General features: G+C 39.4%; 19 protein-coding genes. 13 read left to right on the top strand and 6 right to left on the bottom strand.

Annotated elements, in window-relative coordinates; genetic code table 11:
- The first annotated feature begins 190 nt into the window (after positions 1-190).
- Together zapA and BSR19_RS09150 are read left to right on the top strand one after the other, a co-directional pair.
- The gene (gene zapA, locus BSR19_RS09155; RefSeq protein ID WP_004183554.1) at positions 191-505 is read left to right on the top strand and encodes a cell division protein ZapA; all 315 of its coding nucleotides are present in this window, start codon (positions 191-193) and stop codon (positions 503-505) included.
- Positions 502-1044, top strand: coding sequence for a CvpA family protein (locus BSR19_RS09150; protein ID WP_070654666.1), 543 nt, complete (start codon positions 502-504; stop codon positions 1042-1044). Before zapA ends, BSR19_RS09150 begins: the two co-directional genes overlap by 4 nt.
- A 102-nt stretch (positions 1045-1146) precedes the next feature.
- On the opposite strand, the gene BSR19_RS09145 is transcribed toward BSR19_RS09150, so the two are convergent.
- The gene (locus BSR19_RS09145) at positions 1147-3495 is read right to left on the bottom strand and encodes an endonuclease MutS2 (RefSeq protein WP_156247033.1); all 2349 of its coding nucleotides are present in this window, start codon (positions 3493-3495) and stop codon (positions 1147-1149) included.
- A gap of 204 nt (positions 3496-3699) precedes the next feature.
- On the opposite strand from BSR19_RS09145, the gene BSR19_RS09140 reads away from it, so the two are divergent.
- The 7 genes from BSR19_RS09140 (at position 3700) to BSR19_RS09110 (ending at position 15365) form a co-directional block, all read left to right on the top strand.
- Positions 3700-4434, top strand: a complete 735-nt coding sequence (locus BSR19_RS09140) for an ABC transporter ATP-binding protein (protein WP_002889290.1) — start codon at positions 3700-3702, stop codon at positions 4432-4434.
- Positions 4435-4443: 9 nt separating this feature from the next.
- Entirely contained in the window at positions 4444-6462 is a 2019-nt protein-coding gene (locus BSR19_RS09135) for an FtsX-like permease family protein (protein WP_013991193.1), read from the top strand.
- A 471-nt stretch (positions 6463-6933) separates the two neighbouring features.
- Positions 6934-8940 (top strand): FtsX-like permease family protein, encoded by a 2007-nt coding sequence (locus tag BSR19_RS09130; protein WP_156247032.1) that lies wholly within the window; start codon positions 6934-6936, stop codon positions 8938-8940.
- Positions 8941-8994: 54 nt separating this feature from the next.
- On the top strand, positions 8995-10551 hold the full coding sequence (locus BSR19_RS09125; RefSeq protein WP_002891869.1) for a sensor histidine kinase: 1557 nt from the start codon (positions 8995-8997) through the stop codon (positions 10549-10551).
- Positions 10532-11128, top strand: coding sequence for a response regulator transcription factor (locus tag BSR19_RS09120; protein ID WP_037598477.1), 597 nt, complete (start codon positions 10532-10534; stop codon positions 11126-11128). The genes BSR19_RS09125 and BSR19_RS09120 overlap by 20 nt, the downstream gene beginning before the upstream one ends.
- Positions 11129-11208: 80 nt before the next feature.
- Positions 11209-13848: a DNA polymerase I gene (polA, locus tag BSR19_RS09115; protein WP_021143606.1), complete on the top strand. Its 2640-nt coding sequence runs from the start codon at positions 11209-11211 to the stop codon at positions 13846-13848.
- 416 nt (positions 13849-14264) lie between these two features.
- Entirely contained in the window at positions 14265-15365 is a 1101-nt protein-coding gene (locus BSR19_RS09110) for a DUF6287 domain-containing protein (RefSeq protein WP_156247031.1), read from the top strand.
- 295 nt (positions 15366-15660) lie between these two features.
- On the opposite strand, the gene mutY is transcribed toward BSR19_RS09110, so the two are convergent.
- On the bottom strand, positions 15661-16812 hold the full coding sequence (gene mutY, locus BSR19_RS09105) for an A/G-specific adenine glycosylase (RefSeq protein WP_156247030.1): 1152 nt from the start codon (positions 16810-16812) through the stop codon (positions 15661-15663).
- 1176 nt (positions 16813-17988) lie between these two features.
- Complete coding sequence (locus BSR19_RS09100) at positions 17989-18942, bottom strand: hypothetical protein (protein WP_156247029.1); 954 nt, start codon at positions 18940-18942, stop codon at positions 17989-17991.
- A 203-nt stretch (positions 18943-19145) separates the two neighbouring features.
- Between BSR19_RS09100 and rpsF the strand changes: the two genes are divergently transcribed.
- The 3 genes from rpsF to rpsR are packed head-to-tail and all read left to right on the top strand — an operon-like array spanning position 19146 to position 20247.
- Complete coding sequence (rpsF, locus tag BSR19_RS09095) at positions 19146-19436, top strand: 30S ribosomal protein S6 (protein ID WP_003093185.1); 291 nt, start codon at positions 19146-19148, stop codon at positions 19434-19436.
- An 11-nt stretch (positions 19437-19447) separates the two neighbouring features.
- Positions 19448-19966 carry a single-stranded DNA-binding protein gene (locus BSR19_RS09090; protein WP_002891844.1) on the top strand — a complete coding sequence of 173 codons (519 nt, stop codon included), beginning with the start codon at positions 19448-19450 and terminating at the stop codon, positions 19964-19966.
- 41 nt (positions 19967-20007) lie between these two features.
- Positions 20008-20247, top strand: a complete 240-nt coding sequence (rpsR, locus tag BSR19_RS09085; protein ID WP_000068665.1) for a 30S ribosomal protein S18 — start codon at positions 20008-20010, stop codon at positions 20245-20247.
- Between the two features lie 130 nt (positions 20248-20377).
- Here the strand turns inward: rpsR and BSR19_RS09080 are convergent, their stop codons facing one another.
- The 3 genes from BSR19_RS09080 to BSR19_RS09070 all read right to left on the bottom strand — a co-directional run bounded on the left by BSR19_RS09080 (position 20378) and on the right by BSR19_RS09070 (position 23060).
- Complete coding sequence (locus BSR19_RS09080) at positions 20378-21259, bottom strand: DUF4300 family protein (protein ID WP_156247028.1); 882 nt, start codon at positions 21257-21259, stop codon at positions 20378-20380.
- A gap of 116 nt (positions 21260-21375) precedes the next feature.
- On the bottom strand, positions 21376-22047 hold the full coding sequence (locus BSR19_RS09075) for a DUF1129 domain-containing protein (RefSeq protein WP_048790099.1): 672 nt from the start codon (positions 22045-22047) through the stop codon (positions 21376-21378).
- Positions 22048-22115: 68 nt separating this feature from the next.
- On the bottom strand, positions 22116-23060 hold the full coding sequence (locus tag BSR19_RS09070; protein WP_004183470.1) for a magnesium transporter CorA family protein: 945 nt from the start codon (positions 23058-23060) through the stop codon (positions 22116-22118).
- A gap of 294 nt (positions 23061-23354) precedes the next feature.
- On the opposite strand from BSR19_RS09070, the gene uvrA reads away from it, so the two are divergent.
- Positions 23355-26180, top strand: a complete 2826-nt coding sequence (uvrA, locus tag BSR19_RS09065; RefSeq protein WP_156247027.1) for an excinuclease ABC subunit UvrA — start codon at positions 23355-23357, stop codon at positions 26178-26180.
- Positions 26181-26195: the final 15 nt, after the last annotated feature.

The raw sequence follows: 26195 nt of genomic DNA, 5'->3' as shown, positions 1-26195 counted from the left end.
ATTAGAAAGAGAATGCCTAACCCTGCTCTTTTTTCCACAATTAGAAGAAAAAGGTTGGCATTTAAGTGTCGAACACGCCTCAGAGTAAGTGTCTGAATCTTGCTAAAAAATGGCGATATAAAAGCAATAAAATAAGGAGAAGCTGCGGTGGCGAATCCGTGACCACCATTGATTGGCAGTTAACAAGCAAATGGCAAATAAGAACCGTTACAAATTTCATTTTGGAGAGAAGAATCTCACGCTAACAACTGATAAGGATAACCTATTCATGGAAGAGGTTGAGCGTGTTGCCCATGAGAAATATAAAATTATCAAAGAGCAGATGAAAAATGCTGACAATGAAACGATTGCTATCCTAATGGCTATCAATTCTTTGTCGACTCAGTTGGAACGTGAAATCCAAGTTGAAGATATGGAAAAAGAGTTGGAAACGTTGAGAGCTAAGCAACTTGAACAACTTAAGGTCAAGGCGACAGCTACAAATGACGATGAGGATGACGCATGATTGGACTCCTTGTCTTAGCTATCGTGGCTTGGAATTTCTACATTGGCTACCGTCGAGGCCTCTTTATGCAAGCTTATTACGTGGTTTCAGTCATTATTGCCATGTGTGTAGCGGCCTACTTTTACCGGTCGCTAGGAGAGGCTATCAATCTTTGGGTACCTTATACCAATCCAACCAAAGATGCTAGTATAGCTTTCTTTAAAGATCAGAACATCTTTTCGCTTGACCGTGTCTATTATGCAGGTGTGGCTTATTTTGCCATTTACTGTGTGGCTTATTATGGTTTGCGCTTTCTTGGGATTTTCTTCCATTTTGTGAGAATTGAGCGACTTGATCAGAGACGTTACCAAGTGGTAGGTGGTGTCTTGGCCTCCTTAGTGAGTCTTGTGCCTTTGACTATGTTGGGGAATATTCTTGCGACTGTTCCCATGAATAACATTCAAACGGTCTTGTCATCTAGCTGGGTTTTGCGCCTTTTGATTAATTGGAATTTTCCAGTTAGTCAGATTATCCAGCACTTGTGGACAAGTGTGATATAGAAAATAGAAGTCTTCCTTGATTAAGGGAGGCTTTTTTGTTCTTTGTTTTGGTAACATATGAAAAAAGACTGAACACAAGGTCTCAGTCTTTCTTATCTATTTTTACCCTAAGGTTGCAATGGTACATCCGGAACCACCGGCACTTTGTGGGGCATATTCAAAACTTTTAACATGGCGATGACGGCGGAGATATTTGGTAACAGCATCACGGATGACACCTGTACCAATACCGTGGATGATGTCCACCTGACTCATGTTATTAAGTAGGGCTTGGTCAATAAAGGCATCAAGCTCTTGTATGGCTTCTTCGTAACGTTTCCCACGAAGGTCTAGACGGGCACGAGGACCGCCAGATGTCTTCGTGGCTTTTTTAACCACGTTAATCTGTTTCTTCTTAGGTTGTTGGGCTTCAGCTTGGGCACGAACCAGAGTGAATTCATCCGCCTTTAGTGTCATCTTGATGAGACCGACCTGAGCTTCCCAGTTACCATTTTTGGCTTGACTGGTAAGGGTACCACGTTGCCCATAGGCGGTAACGATGATATCATCTCCGACACGAGGGGCACGCGCAGCCTTTTCTTTCTTAGCCTTACGAAGGACCTTATTCTTAGAGAGGTCCACTTGTGGGGCAAGTTTCTTGAGTTTTCCTTTGGCGTCGATAACTTCATGAGGTTTGAGTTGACTCTTATCGTGGAGATTTTTGAGAATACTATTGCTCTCAGCCAAAGCGGTATCAACCATCTCTTGAATTTCTTTTTGAGCCTTTTCGAGTTCCTTGTCGTATTCATGGGAGAATTCGTTATAGAGTTTCTTGACCGCACGGTTGAATTTAAGGTTCTCTTGCTCCACGTCCTTGATGTGTTCCAGACGTTTTTGTGTTTCCACAGTTTGGGCTTCAAGTTGCTCGATGATACGGTTGACATCACTATCAGTATCCGTGAGGTTTTCTGCCTCCTTGACAATAATCTCATTCAAACCGAGGCGTCGAGCAATTTCAAAGGCATTAGAACGACCAGGAACCCCTTGCATAAAACGATAGGTAGGGCTTAAAGTCGCTGTGTCAAACTCCATGCTGGCATTTTCCACATGTTGTGTCTCAATCCCATAGGCCTTAAGCTCAGGATAGTGAGTGGTAGCCATGGTCTTAATCTGACTTAAACGGAGGTGCTCTAAGATTGCCATGGCTAGACTAGCTCCTTCCTGAGGGTCGGTACCAGCCCCAAGCTCATCGACCAAGACCAGACTGTTACTGTCGGCAGCATTCAGAATCTCAACAATGTGGGTCATGTGACTAGAGAATGTTGACAAACTCTGTTCGATAGACTGTTCATCTCCGATGTCCGCAAAAATCTCTTGGAAAATGGCGACACGGCTGCCCTTATCAGCCAAAATTGGAAGACCAGATTGAGCCATTAGTTGTGCTAGTCCTAGCGTTTTAAGCATGACCGTTTTACCACCAGTATTGGGACCTGTGATGACAATGGCCGTAAGGTCCTCATCAAAGTGCAAATCGTTGGCTACAGGATTGACCAAGAGAGGGTGACGGACGTTAAGCAGTTGGAGTGTTTGGTTGTCACTAATCTTTGGAATAACCGCTTTTTTATCATGGAGATAGAGGTATTTTCCTCGAATGAAGTCCATGTGACCCAAAATCCAAGCGTTGTTAGCGATAGCAGTAGCTTGTGGGCGCAGTTGATCAGACAGTTCATGCAGGATACGAGCCATCTCGTGGCGTTCGTCTGCACGTAATTGTGTAATTTCTTCGTTAAGCTGGATAACGGCACGTGGCTCGATATATACTGTGTTTCCAGAGCTTGAGATGTCATGCACAACTCCAGCAATACGGTTACGGTAGGTGTTTTTGACAGGAAGCACCGAACGACCGTTACGACTAGCAATCAAACTCTCAGCCAACATGTGGCCAGATTTCTTGAGAATGTCTTGTAAGGTCTGGCGAATGGCATCATCACAAGATTTGAGTTGACGACGAATATTTTGCAACTCTGGGCTAGCAAAATGCTCAATAAAACCACCGTCATTGATGCTCTGAAGACTGCCTTGTAGACTTGGGAAGGCTTCAATCTTTTCGAAAAGACGTTTAAGGGCGATAAGTTCTACATTTTCAAGGTCAGCGTAAAAGCGACCGAGGTCAGCTGAAGCTTGTAGCACCTTCTTGATGGCAATGAGCTCCTGAATGTTGAGGTCAGCATCCAGTTCCAAACGACGCAAGGGCTCAGAAATATCTCGCAAGCTACCAATGGCAAAGCCATGGTGCTCTACGAAAATCTCTGCCATTTCTTGAATTTCTGTAAATTGATTTTGAATTCTTTCTGGATTGGTCATAGGCACCAAGTCACGCAACTCCGCCTGAGCCTGTTCAGTCTGCAGGTATTCTGTGAACTGGTCCTTGACCTTGTTAAATTCTAATTGGTCTAAAATCTTTGTGTTCATAGCTTCTATTATAGCACACCCTGTCAAGAGGGGCGGGGTGGTGGAATGAATTGATTTGCTCACAAAAATAGTAAATTTATGCATATTTTACTCATGATTATTTACAAATACAGTGTTAGCATTTTACTGCATGAATTACTCATGCCAATGTAGGTCAGCTGACTTATACTGTTTATGAAAATAAAAAAGTAGGAGGATTGGCTAATGAGTCAATTAATTGTAAAAAATGTCAGTAAAATATTTGGTGAGGATGATAATCTTGTCCATGCTTTGTCCAATGTTTCATTTGATGTAGATAAAGGTGATTTTCTCGCTATTATGGGGTCCAGTGGTAGTGGTAAGACCACCTTATTGAATTGTATTTCTACTATTGACGAGCCAACTTCTGGAGATATTTCTTTCGAAGGGTTTGATATTGTTCATGCAAAAGACAGTGAGTTAGCTGATTATCGGTCACAAAACATTTCCTATATTTTTCAATCCTATAATTTAGTAGAGACGTTGACAGTATATGAAAATATTGTCTTACCATTGCAAATTCAAGGAAAGAGAGTTAGTTTATCTAAGAAAAAAATTGAGGAAGTTTTGGAAAAATTATCTATTTCAAAACTTAGAAATAAATTCCCAAATCAATTGTCAGGTGGACAACGGCAGCGTGTAGCTACAGCAAGGGCGCTGGTAGATGATTCTAAGCTTTTAATCGCTGACGAACCTACGGGGGCTCTAGATTCTGCAAATTCGGAAAATCTGATGGCTTTATTACAAGAAATCAATCAAAAATTTGAGATCACTATTATTCTGGTTACCCATGATCCTGCGGCAGCTAAATATTCATCGCGGATGCTTTTATTAAAAGATGGTCATATTATCGAGGATTTGTATCGCAATGGCATGTCTAATGATGCATATTTGGAAACTATTTATCAAAAGACTAGATAAGGGGATAATATGTATCCAAAATTAATTATCCGTAACGTTTTGCGTAACATACAAACGTATAGCATTTATTTTTTTAGTTTAACATTAATTTATAGCCTGCTTTATGCTTTTAATGCTCTTCCAAATCATCCAGTTATGACTAGTTTGTCTGGTTCTAAAAAAATGTTAACAACCATTATGACCCAATATATGGGAATAGTATCTTATATGGTTGTTGGAGCTGTTATTTTTTTGATTGTTTATTCGACAAATTTTGTTCTAAAACGAAGACAGAAGGAATTAGGTCTCTATGCGAGCTTGGGAATGAAGAAATGTCATATTATGGGAGTTGTTTTTTGTGAGACCTTGTTCATTAATTTGCTCTCATTAGTAGTTGGGCTCTTGTTTGGATTGATGATATTGATTCCTGTCTCATCTCTTGCTTCAGACTTCTTTATGGGAAATTATTTTGGAAGAAAATTATTTTGGGACAATTATTCAGTTGAATTGTTAGTTGTCTGTTACTTGGTGACGAGCCTTATCATTGGTGCACTGGATGTGTTATCTTTTAGAAAGCAAAAAATTATCAGTCTCATCCAAGATAATGAAAAAAAAAGAACTATTATTTCAAAAGCTCATGGTAAATGGCAGATATTCCTGTTTACAATAAGTACGATATTGTTTTGTGTGATTTGCTTTTATCTTTCAAATTATAGTCATTTGAGATTTTTGAAAAATCATGCCTTAGCTTTTATTGTACTATTTCTGATTGTGGTTGTTTTATTTTATACTTCCTTGAGTCAGTTTATTTTGAGGTTGATTAGTACCACACCGAAACTATATTTTCAAAGATATAACAGCTTTAAAGTTCGTCAGTTTTCAAAGCAAGCGGATAACAATTCTATTGTCATAGCAGTTTTGTCCCTTTTTATGACACTCACATTAACACTACTGATTTTTAGTGGCAGTACCTATACAAGTATGGAAAAGGATATTGAGACCTACACTCCATACGATATGGAAGTCTCTCTTTATCGAGGCGAGGATTTTCATTATTTAAATATGACGACCAAGGATTGTTTGAAAGCAGATGGCTTTAACTTCAATGTGGTTGATACAGAGTATCAATATACTATTCATAAGGCAGATAGTACTTATAAAGATATTATTGACACCAATCATCTTTGGCCGCATGATAAGTATCTACCTGATACTCCTTTGAAAGTAATCAGTTTGTCAAGTTACAATCATTTAATGAAGATACAGGGAAAAGAGGGAATTGCCCTCAAAAATGATGAATATGCTGTAAATCAACATTATAAAGGAACAGAAAAACAAATTAAAGACTTTCTTAAAAAAGGTGAAACATTAACTATTGGTGGGTACAGTTTGAAATCGTTCTCTAAAACACCTCTTGAAAATGTGTATTTTCTTTCATCTGTCGGCACAAATGATTTTGGTACCTTTATTGTTCCAGATAAAGTTGCAAAAGAACTGTCAGTAGATAGCATGGCTTATGTTGCAACATATAAAGAAAAAACAGATATGCGTCAAGTCGAATTATTTTTGAAAAACTGGCTTGAAGGATATTATTTTAAGACGAGTGAGGGAGAGAGTAATGACTTTACCTATCAAACAAAGCTTGGTTTATCGGAACTGAGTATCAGTTCCATGGGGGTTATTGTTTTTGTTATGATATTCGTAGCAATCGTGTTTACGGTAATTTCCTTTAGTATTTTATCGTTGCAGGCCTTGACAAATTCTCTCGATAGCGCTGGTGATTACAAGATTCTATATTTGTTGGGAAATAGATATGGATCCAACAAGAAACTTTTATTCCAACAAATTCTTTTATATTTTCTGACACCCTTTATATTGGCCATCCCACTCAGTATTGCTTTTGGAAATAGTTTATTAGGATATTTTACACATTTTGCCAATACAGATGTTGTTGTAGATTTAAGATATCTCGGATTGACGGTTGTGTTATTTATTGTTTATCTGATACTGACTCATAGGATTTGTAGTAGAATAATACAAAATAATTAATGTGTATATTTTTCATGATGTTCGTTGTAAATAAAGCGATGATGTCAATTGACGCCTTAAAAGATAGTTTGTTAAAATAAGTGGTAGGTAAAATTGACTTCTTATAGTTTGTAACTGTATTTTATGTCATTGAGTTGCTTATTATGATTTGTAGAGTAGTTTAGTGTATGAATAGGAGGATGTTTTATGGCTGCACTGCTTGGTACATTTGAATTTTATGCTCCTATTTTCCTCTTAGGAGTACTAATCATCGGGATTGTCTATTTCATGAAGAGAAGAAATAATCGGAAGAAATAGACTCAGTCTAAAAGAGTTGAGAAGACCATGAAAAAGTTTTCTCAACTCTTTTTTTGCCGAAAATACTCAGGCTTCTGGATTAATAAAATGGTACGATATTGGAAAGGGTAGGGCTGTGAATTCCTACAGAAATACGAAGCTATAAATTTTAACTGTTAGATGAGGTGGTAAACTATGCTTTTTAATTTAATATTGAGAAACGTAAAGAGAAACCTACAGGTTTACTTAATATATTTTTTAAGTCTATCTATCATATATGCATTACTGTATGCCTTCAATGCAGTTCCGCATCATCCTGTTATGGGGAGTTTAAGTGGTGCAAAGGCAAATATGACTAACATTTTTGGTCAGTATATGGGGATTCTAGCCTATGTCATTATTATGATCGTTATCTTTTTGGTGGTCTATTCTACCAATTTCGTATTAAAGCGAAGAAAAAAGGAATTGGGTTTATATTCGGTTTTAGGTATGCGTACTCCTAAGATTGTCAGTATACTATCATTTGAAACCTTAATTATTAATCTTTTGTCTCTTGCTTTAGGATTATGTGTTGGGACAGGTTTTCTCAGTATACTTGCGAAAATAGCAGATATCATGTTTCAATCAGGGTACACTGGGGGATTATTTTATATTGATTTGCCATCTATTTTGCTCTTAGTCATAGCCTACGGATTGACTAGCTTTATCATTGTGTTGATGAACATATTAACATTTAGAAAAAAACGACTCATTTCCTTGATTACTGAATATGAGGGAAGTGATTCGATCCTTGTCGCAAATAATAGGTTTGTAGTCTTATGTGAATTTATCATATCAGTTGTTGTTATCGTCTTCTCCTTATTTTTCGTTAGTAATGAACAAAATTTTCAATACTTTAAAGGTTGGGGAGTACTTCTAGTTTTGGCTTTTGTATTGGCAGTGATATTTTTCTATAGCACTATGGGCGATGCGATGGTGAGAATCATTAAACGATTTGATAGTATTTATTTCCATAAATATAATTCATTTAAAGTTAGACAATTATTTAAACAAGCTGATCAAAATGCAATCACCATAGCAATTTTATCATTTTGTATGGCTTTATCAATGACTCTGCTGACAGTGAGTGGAAGTGCCTATAATGCTGTATCAAATGAACTACAAAAGTATATCCCCTATAGCATGTCAATTATCCAAAGTGTGGATGGTTCAAACAGTATGGTAAGTATTTCTATTAAATCTAAATTGAGGGAAGATAGTTTTGATTTCTCAAATATCAAGAAGGATACGGAGATTACTATCTATGCAAGTAATCTTTTGTATAAAGACGTTTTAGATACCAGTCAGTTATGGTCACTAGACAAGGATTTGGGAAATAGAACAGTTCCTATTATCAGTGTTAGTGATTATAATAAGACGTTAAGTCTTCAAGGGAAAAAAGGAATCTCATTAAATGATGGTGAGTATTTTGTTAATGCCAATTATAAGGGGACAGAAAAACAGATACAGAAATTTGTTAAGAGTACTAAGACTCTTTTGATTGGAAATCAAAAACTTAAGCTTGCATCACCACAGGTCTTGTCTAATGTTTATGTCATGACGTCAGTTGGAAATAATGATAGGGGAACCTTAGTTGTTCCAGATAATACTGTAGATGGGCTATCTATTTACCAAAGAAACTATGATGCTATCTATCGGAAGAACGCTAATAAAGACTATATTAAGGATTTCCTTGAACACCTGAAAAAAGAAGATGTGGTTGGAAATGAACAAACCTACGTTTATCAGACCAAAGATCGACTGATTAATATGTATCTTGGTTTTGTTGGTGTAGTTGTTCTTGTATTGATTTTTGTCGGACTCATTTTTACCATTATTTCACTGAGCATTCTTTCCATTCAAACTCTTGCATCGACCTTGGATAGCCAACGAGACTACGACATTCTATTTTTATTAGGAAGTAAGCAAAATAGAGGACTTCTTTTTCAACAGATTCTTTTTTATTTTCTTGTTCCAGAGTTGATTGGGTTACCAGCATTTATAGCTTTGTCAAAAGGTATGTTAGGATATTTCGCAAATTATGCCAATACTGAAGTTGACTTTAATTTCAGTTATTTAATGATCTATTGGTTATTGTTTGGGCTATATATTGCGTTCACATATACTATTAGTTTACGATTGTTGCGTATAGAGAAGCGTTAACGAGAGAAAAAAGGGATCTTACTACTGTGGTATAATGGAGATAGGTGATGCTATATGATAAGAAATAATATTTTGTCAAGATATCCATTAATCTTGTTTTGGTTAACATCCTTAAGTCAGGTGTTGGCGCTACTGGTGATTTATCAAGGAGTTTCCCCAATCACATTCCAGACAGTCATGATGTTTTCCATTGTAACTATTCTGGTTATCTTTAGCTATGTGTGTTCTGTTGTCCATTTTAAATCAATCCTGCTGAAATTTTTTTTATATGTCAGTATCAATTTATTGATGTGGCAGCTCATTTTAAACAGTTCCATAAGTAGTTCTGTGATGTTATTAACAGATTTATTGAATCCCATTATTTTTTTCATGATGATTTTTAGTGCTATTTCAATTATTTTACTTGGAAAACAATGGGTTGGTAAGGAGTTATTTGTAACCTACTTCCTTGTTGTTCTGATAACAGAGGGCTTGTTCTTTATTAATAAGGGATTATTTGTTACTTTCTCTTTCTTTTGTTCACTGTTTACTTCGCTTCTTCCTATCATATTTCTAGTTATGTATGCCAAAGAATTAAAAACTATATTAGGAAGTCAGCGTCGCTATTTAGTGATACTCTCAGTATGGGCTACTATATTTCTTATTCTTACTTATGAAGTTAGTAATGTTTCATTACTAATATGGTATTTGGGAACGTTCATCTTAATAAGCTTTTTTCACCTAAGGATTATCTTTGAAAAGTTCAGTCAAGTTGTTAAAAACGTAAAAAAAGAATATATTGGACTGATATTTCGGATATTTTTTGGATCGATTATTACGTTTATTGTCTCTTGTTTATTTTTGCAACTTGATGCAAAATTAAGCTTCCTACTACTTAATTTTTATATTCTGATTTTTGCTTTTGCCTTTATACAGTCCTTCCAGGTTTTTGGTAAAGAATTGAATGAAGGAAGCTCTGAGCATTTCAAAACCTTATTTTTAAAAAGAAATACAATGGTAAAAGAGCTACTGGAGGATGAAGAGTATAAAAATCAGTTTTCAGAGTTCCTACATAATGACATTCTCCAGAGTGTTATTGCAATTAAAAATTTTAATAAGCAGGGGGATAAGCCAATCTTTAGGGAACAGATCAATCAAATTAGCCAATCTGTTATTACAGAAATAAGAGAACGTTTAGATACTTATCAACCATTTGTAGAGGGAAAACAAAGTATAGCCCAAAGCTATCGTGAGATGATAGCTAGAATTGTGGCTAAGTCACATACGGAGCGGGAAATTCATTTTCAGGTAGATGATAACATTATTCTGTTGTCTCCATATGACCTCATCGTGTATAGATTATTGGAAGAACTTGCAAATAATTCCATTAAGCATTCAACTAGAATGGTTAGTAATTTGGAACTTTGGACGGCGAATGATATGATTCATATTCATTTAGAAAATGGTTCAGATGAGTCTGTGAACAGGATCGGCTATGGATTGAGATTTATTGAACAGCGTACACTGGTGTTAGGCGGTAATTATTCGATAACAAATGAAAACGGAACATTTAGTGTCTATATTACTATTCCAATTGATAAGGGGTTGTGCCATGAGAATTTTATTGATTGATGATCATAAGTTGTTTAGTAAAAGTATTCAAATGAGCTTGGAGATTTACGATGACTTCGAAAAAGTAGACACCGTGGACGAAATCACAAAATTACAGTATCCTTTGAGTGATCATTACGATATTGTTTTGGTAGATATCAATCTAACAACGCTATATGAACAAGATGGTTTAACCCTGGCAGAAGAAATTATTGCAGAAGATCCTGCTGTTAAGATTGTTATGCTAACGGGATATTCCAAACCAATGTACAGCCATCGTGCGAAAGAAATGGGTGCTAGGGGTTTTATTGATAAAAGTATTGATATTGAACAGTTGGTTTTCCTATTAAAAAACATTGATCAAGGTGGAATTGTCTTTACAACAGATGATATGATTGACATCCTAACAGACAGAGAAATCGCTATTTTGAAATTAGTAAGACAAGGTTTGAGCATTGAAGAAATTTGTGAACAAGCTTTTGTGAGCAAACGGACAGTGTCCAATCATCTAGGTAATATTTTTTCAAAATTGGCTGTGAATAATAGACAGGAAGCCATTTTGAAAGCAGAGATGCTCGGATATTTTTCACCGGATTAGAACCTAGTGCAGGAATTGTTCCTGTGCTTTTTAAATACTCTCATCCCATCCATTTCTCCCATCTATGCTATAATAAACCTATGACTAATCAGAAAAAATTACTCCTAATCGACGGTTCATCCGTTGCCTTTCGTGCCTTTTTCGCACTCTATAATCAAATTGACCGTTTTCGTAACAATAACGGCCTTCATACCAATGCCATCTACGGTTTCCACCTCATGTTGGACAACCTACTTGAGCGAATCCAGCCGACCCATGTTTTGGTAGCCTTTGATGCTGGTAAAACAACTTTCCGTACAGAGATGTTTGCGGACTATAAGGCTGGTCGTGCCAAGACTCCAGAGGAATTCCGTGAGCAGTTCCCTTATATCCGTGAGATGTTGGCTGCACGTGGCATCGCCTATTATGACTTGGCTCAGTACGAAGCAGATGACATTATCGGTACCTTAGCTAAGATGGCTGAAAATACCAGTGAGAACTACCAAATCACAGTTGTTTCTGGGGATAAAGACTTGATTCAGCTGACTGACGAAAATACAGTCGTTGAGATTTCGAAAAAAGGTGTGGCTGAGTTTGAAGCCTTCACACCTGACTACCTCATGGAGAAAATGGGGATTACCCCAATGCAATTCATTGACCTTAAAGCCCTTATGGGTGATAAGTCTGATAATATTCCAGGAGTGACTAAGATTGGTGAAAAGACAGGTCTCAAGCTCCTCTTGGAACACGGTTCCCTTGAAGGTATCTATGACCACATCGATGAGATGAAGAAGTCTAAGATGAAGGAAAATCTCATCAACGACAAGGATCAAGCCTTTCTTTCTAAGACCCTGGCGACTATTGATACCCAGTCTCCTATTGAAATTGACCTAGATGATACGGCCTTTACGGGACCTGACCTTGAAAAATTGGCAGCCTTTTATGACGAGATGGGCTTTGTTCAGTTTAAAAATGCCCTTGGTGGAGAGGCTGTGCCACAAGATTTTGATGTGGCCTATACTGAGCCAAGCCAAGTGACAGAAGATCACTTCAGCCCTGATGATTTCTTTTATCTTGAAATTCTTGGTGAGAATTATCACACGGAGCCTATCATTGGTTTTGCTTGGGGGAATGACAAGCAGATTTATGCATCTACAGATACTGACCTCCTCAAATCAGACGCCTTCCAGGCAGCTCTTTCTAAAGCTGTTAATATCTACGATTTCAAGCGCAGTAAGGTCCTTTTGAGTCATCTAGGCATTGACTTGCCTACGGCTAATTTTGATGCACGTCTGGCCAAGTATCTCCTCTCAACCGTTGAGGACAATGAATTGTCAACCATTGCCCGTCTCTATACAGACTTGCCGCTTGAAACAGATGAAGTGGTCTATGGTAAGGGGGCTAAACGTGCCGTGCCTGAAAAAGAGGTCTTGCTCAGCCACCTAGCTAAAAAAGTCAAGGTCCTTCAGGTAGCTAAACCTGTCATGCTTGAAAAATTGGCTGAACACGGCCAATCAGAGCTCCTCTTTGATATGGAGTTACCACTGGCAAATGTGCTAGCTAAGATGGAAATCGCTGGTATTAAGGTTAAGGGACAAACCCTTAACGAGATGGCAGTGGAAAACCAAGTAGTCATCGATAAATTGACTCAAGAAATCTATGAGATGGCGGGCGAAGAGTTTAATATCAACTCGCCAAAACAGTTGGGTGTCATCCTCTTCGAAAAGATGGGACTACCTTTGGAATACACTAAGAAAACCAAGACCGGTTACTCGACAGCTGTTGATGTCCTTGAACGTTTGGCACCAATTGCTCCAATCGTAGCTAAGATTTTGGAGTACCGCCAAATCACTAAGCTTCAGTCTACCTATGTCTTGGGGCTTCAGGATTATATCCTTGAGGATGGCAAGATCCATACACGTTATGTGCAAGATCTAACTCAGACAGGTCGCCTCTCATCAGTGGATCCAAACTTGCAAAATATCCCTGTTCGCTTGGAGCAAGGTCGTCTCATCCGTAAGGCTTTTGTCCCATCGACTGAGGACGCAGTGCTTTTAAGCTCGGATTACTCACAGATTGAGTTGCGCGTGCTTGCCCACATTTCGGGAGATGAGCATTTGATTGCTGCTTTTAAAGAAGGGGCAGATATCCATACCTCTACAGCCATGCGTGTTTTTGGCATTGAAAAGCCAGAGGATGTCACACCTAACGACCGTCGTAACGCCAAGGCTGTTAACTTTGGTATCGTTTATGGCATTTCTGACTTCGGACTTTCTAATAACCTTGGCATTAGCCGTAAAAAGGCCAAGGAGTATATCGACACCTACTTTGAGCGTTATCCTGGTATCAAGGCCTATATGGATAATGTGGTTCGTGAAGCTAAGGATAAGGGCTACGTAGAAACTCTCTTCCACCGCCGTCGTGAGTTGCCAGATATCAATTCTCGTAACTTTAATGTTCGCAACTTCGCAGAGCGTACAGCCATCAACTCACCTATCCAAGGAAGTGCCGCTGATATCCTCAAGATTGCTATGATTAACTTAGACAAGGCTTTGGTAGAAGGTGGCTACAAAACTAAGATGCTCCTCCAAGTGCACGATGAAATCGTCCTTGAGGTGCCAAACGATGAACTTGTAGCGATGAAAGCCTTGGTTAAAGAAACCATGGAAGCTGCAGTCGAACTCGCTGTCCCACTCATTGCAGATGAGAATGACGGCCGTACATGGTATGAGGCAAAGTAAAACATGAAAGAAAATTTTCCATTTACCTACTTTCTCTTGCGTTACATGCTAGGATTCCTGGCCGTTGTCCTAGCTATCGTAGCAGTATTGGTGATTATCACCTACTTTATGACCAAGTAGAAATAGACAGATGAAAGCAGGACTGAGGTTCGGCTTTTTTTGATGCAGATATTTGTAAATGAAAAAAGAATCACTAATTAATATCTAGACATTTTAATCAAAACTCTAATTTAATTGAGGATGGAATTGTTGGATTATAGTGAAAGTTATGATTATATAAGCGTTCTTGATAAATAAATATAAATTAATTTTTCAAAAAATACTTGACTTATCAACCATACAATTGTTAACATAATGTCAGAGAGATTTAAATGATTTAATATTTATATTAGGTCGTTTCTTATGAAAGGATAGTTATGAAAAAGAAATTAACAGGATTTGCGCTCTTATCAAGTTTGTTCTTGCTGACAGCTTGTAACGCAACAAATACGGGTGGTTCAGGCTCAGGCGACAGCACTTCTAAGTCTGAACAAGTGAGTGGTGATTCATCTGAAACGGAGGAAGTGAGCTACGATGAGCTCTATGCTTCAGTCTTGGATCTCTATCGCCCTATTGCTCTGAACGGCGATACATCAGCTGTTCCAAGCAACCTCTCAACTGAGGAAGCTTATTCAACTAATACGATTTTTGAAGCCAATAGAGTGGGTGAAAAAGTTCAATATAGCTATGTAGATATCAATGATGATGGCTCGGCTGAGCTTTTGATTGGTACTCCTGATAGTGTTCATGCGCTATATTATCTTGATAACGATGACAAGCCTGTTTTTGCTATAAGTGCTGGAACCTTTGCCAAGGGTGGTTACTTGAGTACCATGAAATTTTATAAAGATGGTACGATTTACTGCCAACAATTCCAGCGTATGAGACCTGAGGCCAAGGCTGAGACCTATGAAATCAAGGATGGCGCCTTTAACCAACTTCAATCGGTTGATTTCAGTATGTCTGAGACAACTGATGGTGCAAGTAAGGTTGGCTTAGGTGACGCTCAGACTCTGGATTTGTCTTCCGAAGATTGGCATGATTTTGACGACTCAAGTAGTGACGAGACAGAAGCAAGCAGTAGCGACAGCAAATCAAACAAAGAGACTGGTATGGATATCAATGCTATTCAGAATGGTGATTTCTCAAGTATCGCTGGAACTTGGAAGAACGGTAAAGGCTATACAATGACCTTTGACAAGAACGGATTGGTTAGTGATACAGAAAGAGTAGATGTTGAAAATTCTAAAGTGACTGATGGTTACCTTAAATCGAGTACAGGTCCGAAATCTGGTGTTGGAGTTGGCGGAGGAGCAATAGCATTCTTACCCAAAGGAGTATCTTTGACTGGTTCTGTAATGTCATCACCAAATGAGAAAGCTGATGATCAGTCAGATAAAAGTAAGGATCGTATCTGGGGTGGGCAGTCACTTTATGGCACCACAGACGACAGTTACTTCTTTTACAAAGTAGACTAATAACTCCAAAGCTGAAACTTGAATGTTTCGGCTTTTTTGTTCCCCATAGTGACATTTATGTCACTATTCTTTATTGGCCATCTTATCTACAATAGAAGTATAACTGAGAACAGCGACAGGAGTTCTTAATAAAAAGGAGTGTCGTATTATGATTGAATTTTTTATGTCAAAAAATGTGACTTATTTGGAATTGTTTTATATCTTTTTGGGAGTAGTTCTTTCAAAAGTATACCTTGCTTTGCGAGGCCGTAAGCACGATAAACTTGATGTATAAGAAAAAGGGTAGCACACAATGCTATCCTTTTTTACTGTCTTCATAAGTTTTAATCATCTTCTTCTGTGGTGTGGCCATTGGGAACTGGTCAAAGTCTTGACTAGCCACCCAGCGTAGCTCCTTATCGGAAGTAGGTTTACCGTTCTTAACGTTGCCTTCCACCATTTCGATGGTCCATTTTTGATGGCTGAAGGTATGCTTTACGGGTGCAAAATTATTGCTAGACCACTCTGGTTTGAGGGAATAATCTTTCTCAAAAATAGCTTTTTGAGAGACTGTCTCGAGAATACAATCATCCTTTTCAAAAAGGCTGAGTTGTTGGCCAATAAAGTCTGTTTCCACGATAGGGAAGGACCAGAAACCACCTAGCAGACGCCCTTCGATATTTTTTTCGAGCAGAAACTCACCCTTTGCATTTCTGATAATAAAAGCCTGAATTTGCATAGGTTTAGGCTTTTTCTTTGGCAATTTGATGGGGTATTTGTCATAGGTTCCATTGAGATAGGCTGCACAGAAAAAGCGAATAGGGCTTTCGTCGGGTCTTGGATTTTTAGCTGATTCGATGTCAGTCCCAAGGTCCATAAGCGCCTGGTTAAAGTCACCTGGACGATTAGGGTCAATCAAAATGTCCATAATCGCTTGGAAAATCTTACGATTTTTGGCGTCTCCGATATCGTAGTTAACTTCAAAGAGACGAGCCATAACTCGCATAACATTACCATCAACAGCAGGTTCTGGGAGCCCAAAAGCGATGCTAGAAATAGCACCAGCAGTATAGGGTCCGATGCCCTTGAGTTTGGCAATGTTTTCATATGTATCTGGAAACTGACCATCAAAGTCATCCATGATTTGTTGCGCAGCCTTTTGCATGTTTCGGACACGTGAGTAGTAACCTAGTCCCTCCCAAGCTTTGAGAAGCTTCTCTTCTGGGGCTTCGGCCAAATCCTTAACTGTTGGGAACCAGTCTAAAAAGCGCTCGTAATAGGGAATAACAGTCTGAACCTGGGTTTGTTGTAGCATGATTTCACTGACCCAGATATAGTATGGGTTTCTAGTCCTACGCCAGGGGAGGTCTCGTTTCTCTCGATCGTACCAGTCCAGGAGGGTGCGACGAAAAGACGCGATTTTCTCAGCATCCCACATGACAATGCCGTATTCTTTTAAATCTAACATGTCTCTATTGTAGCAAAGAAATCTTTTTTCAAAAAATTATGCGTTTTTCCGACAAAAGGATTGACAAAAGTAAGCGTTTACATTATACTAAAAGTGTAAAGAAGATAAGGATTCATCAAGGAGGTAAGAGCCATGGTGAGAGTAAATATTTCAAGGTACAAAAATGGAGACTAAGATCTCTAAACAAAACAGTAGGCAAAACAAATAACTTTACCAATCATCTCTGAGGAGCGTGACCGCATGACAGTAGGGCGTTACAAGAATGGAGATTAATTCAGTCGCATAAAATAGCTACAAGGGAGTGATACCACCAGAAGTCGAAAGCCAAACTCAAATCTGTTAACTTAAGAAAAGTGAGGTAAAGCTCATGAGAAATGTTAGTAGGTATAAAAATGGAGACACATAGGTTGTTGCGTAAAATAGCCTAAGGAGTGATACCCATGCCACACGAAACGTAAATCCTATATTCTTAAGATGAACGAGGTGAGTTCATGAAAAATATGAGTAGGTATAAAAACGGCGATTAATAATGTTGCATAAAATAGCTACAAGGGAGTGATACCACCAGAAATCGAAAGCTAAACTCAAGATTAACGTCAAAAAGTGAGGTAAAGCTCATGAGAAATGTTAGTAGGTATAAAAATGGAGACACTTAAGCTGTTGCGTAAAATAGCTTAAGGAGTGATACCAATGCCAAATGAGTAATCTATCGACAAAAGTTAAATGCTTAAATCTTGTAACAAAGTACCGAGGTGACGCTTATGTTGATGTTTGATGTAAGTCGTTATAAGAACGGCGACAAGTAAACCTCATTGAGTGGTCAATGGGGAGATAGGTCTCAAATCATATGAATCAGAGGTGATTACTATGATGATGAATTTAGGACGTTATAAAAATGGAGACACTTCAAGTTATTGCATAAAATAGCTTAGGGAGTGATACCGATGTAATAGAAAATTTACAATGCTTGAAAGTTGTTTGTAAGTTGATGGAGGTAATCTATGATTGCTAGGTATAAAAATGGTGACACACAATGACTCCTCCTTATGAAAATATTTTTTACAAAATTCCAAAAGGATGTTCTAATGACAATTGAAGAATCTTAAAAGCTCATTCTAGCGTGTAAGAATGAGCTTTTTGATATGTTGAATATTAGTGGATTTTAGTGAGAGACTCTTAGTCCTTTTTGTTCAACCGAACCTTCCGTAGGAGAGCAAGCCTTTTTTGTTCTTTTACTAGAGTCATAAAGATTTGGTATTGATTTTTAAGATGCGGTAGGAAACTCTTAGGGATTTTACTATCGAAGTTTAGGTTGTTCAGAAATATGGGGGCACTACTGTCTCTATAGATTTGTCCTTGGAAGAAGTAGTTGTCGGTCACGATATCAACTGAGATACGTGATGAGCGCCATCGACGTTTGCGCATGTACTTGGGTTTCCAACGAATCTTAAGTTGCTGGTCCTTGATATACCACCCCATGATGTCTATTTTGGCGGTCTGTTTCGTTTTGTCATCAAAGTAGGTTACTGGTACGCTTAAAACCTGCTGGCTTCTTGGTGAGGTTAAGAAGGGGTGAAAATCAGGAATGAAGTCGTAGTCCTTGCTAGACACTTCCGCTAGACCGTCTTCTTCTCGTATTTTGCCACGGCTGACGTACTTGAAGAAGTCAAAACTCTTACCTTGTCTTTCTAGTCGTTCAGCCTCTAATTGATATCTTGTCACCTGATCACCGGTATTTTTAGTCGTCTTGAGGTAACGCATGATTTCTGCATCCTTGTAGTAAAGAGCAACGAGATTTTTTAGACGTTGACTAGGGTTCAGAGAGTGTAACTTGTCTGGAAAGGACAAGATTTGTATGTTTTGGACAGCGGCTAAAGGAACAGCAGCGATACCAGATAAGAGCTTGTCTAGTTCAAAGAGGGAGACGGTATCAAAATGACTGGTATGACCAAGCTGATGTGTTATGTCAACAACAAAGAGGTTATTGTCCTGTTTGAAAGTGATAATGTAGACGTCACTCTGACCTAAGTTTTTTAAATCATATTCTAGGGAAGTAATAGGGATATTATAGTAGTGGTTAAAGGTTGGAAGCCCTAGTTTTTCTCCTAATTTCTTTTTATGATAAAGCATTCTCTTATTTTAGCATGAAGTTTGGCCGGAGAAAAGACGACTCATAAGGCTTAATTTTTTTCTTAGCGATTCAAATTTCTATCTATTCACTTTTCCCTTGCATTATCCTTCAAACTTTGGTAGAATTATATCTTGTGAGTGCACCTCACTTACTCGTGGCGAAAGACCATGAGTCATTAGACCAAAAGAGGAGGAAAATATCAATGGCTAAATACGAAATTCTTTATATCATTCGTCCAAACATTGAAGAAGAAGCTAAAAACGCTTTGGTAGCACGTTTCGATTCTATCTTGACTGACAACGGTGCAACTGTTGTTGAATCAAAAGATTGGGAAAAACGTCGTCTTGCATACGAAATCCAAGATTTCCGTGAAGGACTTTACCACGTTGTTAACGTTGAAGCAAACGACGATGCAGCTCTTAACGAGTTTGACCGTCTTTCAAAAATCAACGGTGACATTCTTCGTCACATGATCGTTAAACTTGACGCGTAAGAAGGTAAATTATGATTAATAATGTCGTACTCGTTGGTCGCATGACCCGTGATGCGGAACTTCGTTATACACCAAGTAACGTTGCTGTTGCAACATTCAGCCTTGCGGTTAACCGTAACTTCAAGGGTGCTAATGGTGAACGTGAAACAGACTTTATTAACTGTGTTATCTGGCGCCAGCAAGCTGAAAATTTGGCTAACTGGGCTAAGAAAGGCGCATTGATTGGAATTACAGGTCGTATTCAGACTCGTAACTATGAAAATCAACAAGGTCAACGTGTTTACGTAACTGAAGTTGTCGCTGATAATTTCCAAATGTTGGAAAGCCGTGCGGCACGTGAAGGTCACAGTGGTGGTTCTTACAACGCTGGAGGATTTGATAATTCAAATTCATTCGGTGGTGGAGCTTCAACTGGTGGTTCATTTGGTGGATCACAACCTGCGCAATCTACACCAAACTTCGGTCGTGACGAGAGTCCATTTGGTAATTCAAATCCAATGGACATTTCAGATGACGATCTCCCATTCTAAGAATGGACAAAACGAATTAAATATATAAAGGAGAAATAAACATGGCTCAACAACGTCGTGGCGGATTCAAACGCCGTAAAAAAGTTGATTACATCGCAGCTAACAAAATCGAATATGTTGATTACAAAGATACTGAGCTTCTTAGCCGTTTCGTTTCAGAACGTGGTAAAATTCTTCCACGTCGTGTAACAGGAACTTCAGCTAAAAACCAACGTAAAGTAACAACAGCGATTAAACGCGCTCGCGTTATGGCACTTATGCCTTACGTAAACGAAGACTAAAAATAATACCCTCGACTGAGGGTGTTTTTTTTCTGCTCACTTGATCATGTAGGCTTTTGTCCTTTCTAGGACTGACAGAGGAGGGTTTTGTTTTATATTTTGGGGAAAAAAGAAAAACCAACTGGCCTTCTCATTCGTCTTGATGAGCTAGTTGGTTGTTTTGTGGTATATAGAGTGTGTTTTCTAAGAAATCATCAAATTTTTGGTCATTAACAAGGATATCAACATTGTCTTTGAAGACCTTGAAGCGGTTTGATAACCAGTGTGTTTTGATATCCGCCCAATTATCGAAGCGGCTCCATCTGTAAGGAAGTGTAGGGTCCTGTTTTTCAAAGACATAGATACTACCATCTTTTTCGTAAGCTATAGCCGTGTGGAAATTGCTGACATCACCAGGGCTATTTTGAAAGACCGATAGGAGTTTAACCTTCTCTGGAAACTTGAGTCCAGCTTTTTTCCAAGCTTTAAGGAGATCGTCTGTAGACTGATAGCTGATATTATCACCAAAAAGGAGACTGTAGAGAGCTTGATCCTTGGCAGTTAACTCTTTGTGGTGTGACTTAAGATCTATAAATTCGTTTTGAAGGGGGAGTTCTAATTTGGTGAGGTCCTCTGAGCTTGTAATAAGGTCGTGAAGAAGGAGGAAAGATGTTCGTCGACAGTTTAAGTCGTCAGTAAAGTGTGATTTATTCTCTTCAAAAGTTTTTTCATTAAGGAAGGTGACGAATTGGTTTTGATCTTTGCCGATTTTACTTTTGGTCCATTTTTTGACAACTGACTGAAGGTTTGTATTTTCCTGATTATAACGAGTAATATAGGGGGCTAGATTGTCCCAGTCTTTGGTCGGTATGCCTTTGCTTTTTAAGGCTTTGGCTAGCTGTTTTTCTTGAGTGGGAGTCGTCACGTTGTTGAAACTATAGTAAGCTTGATAGTTTTTCTGAGTATTCTTGTGGCTGCATGCCATAAGCAATAGGCAGCAAGCAATGATTAGTAGAGGGAATTTGATACGCATCTATTGGAATTCTTTCTTTTGTCTATTAACTTTAACATTTTAGTATAGAATAGCCAACTGTGTCAAGATTTCTGACGTAAAAAAGCACCCATAAGGGTGCTTGAGGTTGAGATTGATTAAGATGCAGGTGCGTAAGTACTTTGAACGTTGTAGTGACGTTTGAAGAAGTATTTGGCAACACCAGCGATGACACCAATGATAAGGATTACAATTGGTGAAAGACCAGGGTTGAGGTAGCTTGGAAGAAGGGCTGTAAGACTAAAGAGGGCAAACCATGCAATAAAAGAGAGAGTGATGATGGTCATGCTGAACCACCATTTTGGACGTTCTTCTTTTGGTTTGTTATTGTGACGGTAGATGTAGTGGTAAGGGGTATACATAGCAAGACCGCCAATGAATGACACTGAAAGAAGGGTTGTGAGGCCGTAGCTGGTTTGTGTACCTGAGAAACCAAAGATTGCGTTCATGATTGCAACGATGGCTAGAAGGAAGAGTGAGGTATCAAGCCACATTTTCCAAGGTGTTTTATCTGTTTCTGGTACTTCTTTGTTAGGTTTACCAGTTTCAGGTTGTTGGTGTTTTTCAGGGGAGAAGCTAGCTGCCCAAACAGTTGGAGCACCAAGGAGTCCACGTCCTGTGATTCCTTTTTTCTGGTTTTCGATAAGTTCAGGAATAATATCGCCAAGGATATCTTTGATTTCTTGGTCTGACTTACCATCTTTGATGAGTTGGTTGGTTGCGATGTGGATAAATTCTTGGTTTTTCTTGGTGAGTTTTTGGATGTCCATGAGATGACCTTTCGATAAATAGTATTATTTTTTAGTTTTGTAGTTTAGGGAAAAGAAGAGGCTCTATGTTAGAACCATTTTTTCCTGATAAAGTAGATAACAACGCAAGATGACCCGAAGGCTGCGATGAAAAAGATAACCCAAAAAGCATTATCTAAATCGTTTAGAGGCATAGAATTATTTTTAAAGTTCATGCCGTAGGCGGAGAAGATAACGGTTGGGATGTCCAGAGCCATAGTCATGAGAGCGAGTGTCTTCATGATAGTGTTCTGGTTGTTGCCGATGATAGAAGCAGCGGTTTCAGCCATGGCATTCAAGACATTTTCATAGATGCCTGCCATCTCAATGGCCTGTTGGGTTTCGACCAGTGTATCTTCCAAGAGATCCTCGTCCTCGATATATTTCTTCAAGCTAGAGGCGTTACCTGTTAGCTTTTTGACAATTCGCTCATTCATCTTAAGTGAGGCTTTTAGATAGACAATGGATTTTTCCAATTCCATCATGTCAATCAAGTGCTCGTTTTTAGTCGCATTTTCCAACTGAGCTTCCAATTTATCGCTCTGACGGTCGATAGAACGTAGGGCGGTTAGGAAGAGTTGAGCATTGCGATAGAGAATCTGAAAGACAAAACGGGTCTTCATAAAGGTGTAGAAGTTACGTACACGGTGGTTGAGGAAGTTGTCCATGAGGCTGATGTCCTCGAGACAGGTTGTAACAACCACCTCATCGGTAACGATGATACCCAATGGAATAGTGACGTAGTAGCTTTTGTTATTACGCTCTTCTTGGGTTGGGACGTCGACCAGAATCAGGGTGTAGTCATCTTCGACATCGATACGTGATGTTTCTTCCACGTCCAGAGGGGCACGGAGGTCTTGAATATCAATGTTAAAACGTTCTGCGACCTTCATGGCTTCTTCTTGGGAAGGGTTCACCAAATGAATCCAAGCACCAGGCTCGAATGTTTCAATTTCTTTGAATTCTTTTCCGGTGGATAAGAACATTTGTTTCAATGGGAACCCCTCCTTTGTCATTAAGTAAGCGCTGGCGTCTTGATTATAAAAGGATTTGTAGAATCGCTTTTAAGTCCAATAAACACTGCTCTTAGCTATTTTAGTGCTGTCAAATGAGGCTTGGGATAATGTTCCTTGCCTTTTTTAGACACTTCACCATTATACTACATTTGAAACATTTTTGGGCTGGATAAATTGAAATTTTGTTATAATTATGAGAGAAAGTCGGGATGGATTTTCCATCCGTCTGTAGAAAGGAGTGGCCGTAGCTTCTGGGTTAGGGTCTCTTAAAATATGCAAGATAAGTTAGTGATTCATGGAGCAAGAGCTCACAATTTAAAAAATATCGATGTGGAGATTCCGCGTGATAAACTGGTGGTGGTGACGGGTTTGTCAGGTTCTGGGAAGTCTTCCTTGGCCTTTGATACCATCTATGCAGAGGGGCAACGTCGTTATGTTGAAAGTCTCTCGGCTTATGCTCGTCAGTTTTTGGGTAATATGGAGAAACCTGATGTGGACTCGATTGATGGTTTGAGTCCTGCCATCTCCATTGATCAGAAAACAACAAGCAAAAACCCTCGTTCGACGGTCGGGACGGCAACGGAGATTAATGACTATCTTCGTCTCCTTTATGCACGTGTGGGTGTTCCCTATTGTCCTAATGGTCATGGGGCCATTCAGTCGTCCTCTGTGGAACAGATTGTGGACGAGGTTCTAGCTCTTCCTGAGCGTACGCGTATGCAGATTTTAGCGCCGATTGTTCGTCGTAGAAAAGGGCAACACAAGGCCGTTTTTGAGCGTGTACAAAAGGACGGTTATGTTCGTGTTCGTGTAGATGGTGAGATTTACGATGTCACAGAAGTGCCAGAGTTGTCTAAGTCTAAGATGCATAATATCGAAGTGGTTGTGGACCGCTTGGTGAATAAGGAGGGTATCCGTAGTCGTCTCTTTGATTCGGTGGAGGCGGCCCTTCGTTTAGCAGATGGCTACTTGATTGTGGATACTATGGATGATAATGAGTTGCTTTACTCAGAGCATTATTCTTGTCCAGTTTGTGGCTTCACAGTGCCAGAGTTGGAGCCGCGTCTCTTTTCATTCAATGCACCGTTTGGCTCTTGTCCGACCTGTGACGGTTTGGGTAATAAACTGGAAGTTGATATGGATTTGGTTATCCCTGATGCTAGTAAAACCTTGCGTGAAGGTGCTCTGGCGCCTTGGAATCCTATATCATCCAACTATTATCCAGCTATGCTTGAGCAGGCCATGGAGCAGTTCGGCGTGGATATGGATACGCCATTTGAAAAACTGAAAAAAGAAGAACAAGATTTGGTCCTCTACGGATCTGGGGATCGTGAATTCCATTTCCATTATGTTAATGATTTTGGTGGGGTGCGTGATATTGACATTCCTTTTGAAGGGGTTGTGACTAATATTAATCGTCGCTACCACGAGACCAATAGTGATTTCACTCGCAATGTCATGCGAGGTTATATGAATGAGCTGTCATGTCCAACTTGTCATGGCTATCGTCTTAACGAAGCGGCACTCTCGGTTCGTGTTGGTGGTGAGAATGGCCTCAATATTGGTCAAATCTCTGATTTGTCTATTTCAGATCATCTTCAGGAAATCGATAGCCTTGAATTGGGTGAGAATGAAGGAGTGATCGCTCGTCCAATTGTTAAGGAAATCAAGGATCGCTTGACTTTCCTAAATAATGTAGGTCTTAATTATTTGACTCTCTCTCGTATGGCTGGAACCCTTTCTGGGGGTGAGAGTCAGCGTATCCGTTTGGCAACACAGATTGGCTCTAACCTTTCTGGAGTCTTATATGTTTTGGATGAGCCTTCTATAGGGCTTCATCAGCGTGACAATGATCGCTTGATATCAAGTCTTAAAAAGATGCGTGACCTGGGCAACACCTTGATTGTGGTGGAGCATGATGAAGATACCATGCGTGAGGCTGACTGGCTTATCGATGTGGGACCTGGTGCGGGTGCTTTTGGTGGTCAAATCATGGCCTCTGGGACCCCAGAGGAAGTGGCTAAGAACAAGAAATCAATCACTGGGCAATATCTGTCAGGTGCCAAATCAATTCCTGTACCGACGGAACGTCGTGTAGGTAATGGTCGTTTTATCGAGGTTACAGGAGCTAGCGAAAATAACCTTAAGAATGTATCTGTCAAGTTTCCACTTGGAAAGTTGATTGCAGTCACAGGTGTTTCTGGTTCAGGAAAATCGACTTTGGTTAACGGAATTCTTAAGAAAAAAATTGCCCAAGAGCTCAATCGCAATAGTGAGAAACCTGGTAAACACAAATCAGTGACAGGCATTGAGTATATCGAGCGTTTGATTGATATTGACCAAAGTCCAATTGGGCGTACACCTCGTTCTAATCCAGCGACTTACACAGGTGTCTTTGACGATATTCGTGATCTGTTTGCCCAAACCAATGAGGCCAAGATTCGCGGTTACAAGAAGGGGCGTTTCTCTTTCAATGTCAAGGGTGGCCGTTGTGAAGCCTGCTCTGGTGATGGTATTATCAAGATTGAGATGCATTTCTTGCCTGATGTTTATGTCCCTTGTGAGGTTTGCCATGGCACACGCTATAATTCTGAGACCTTAGAAGTTCGTTATAAGGGGAAAAATATTGCTGAAATTCTGGATATGACAGTTGATGACGCAGTTGACTTCTTTGCGGCTATCCCTAAGATTGCTCGTAAGGTGCAGACCATCAAGGACGTGGGGCTCGGATATGTGACTCTGGGACAACCAGCGACAACCCTATCAGGGGGTGAGGCCCAGCGTATGAAACTGGCTAGTGAGCTTCACAAACGATCTACTGGGAAGTCTTTCTACATTCTGGATGAACCTACAACTGGTCTCCATACAGATGACATTGCTCGTCTCTTGAAGGTGCTTCAGCGTTTTGCGGACGATGGCAATACTGTTCTCGTGATTGAGCACAATCTAGATGTTATCAAGACCGCAGACCACATCATTGATTTGGGTCCTGAAGGCGGTGTCGGTGGAGGTACTATCGTAGCTACAGGGACTCCAGAGGAAGTAGCAGCTGTTCCAGAAAGCTACACAGGACAATATTTGAAAGAAAAATTGACATAAAGGAAAAAGGGCTCT

Source organism: Streptococcus salivarius (assembly GCF_009738225.1).
Lineage (GTDB): Bacteria > Bacillota > Bacilli > Lactobacillales > Streptococcaceae > Streptococcus.
This window is presented reverse-complemented; position numbering and strand designations above follow the sequence as displayed.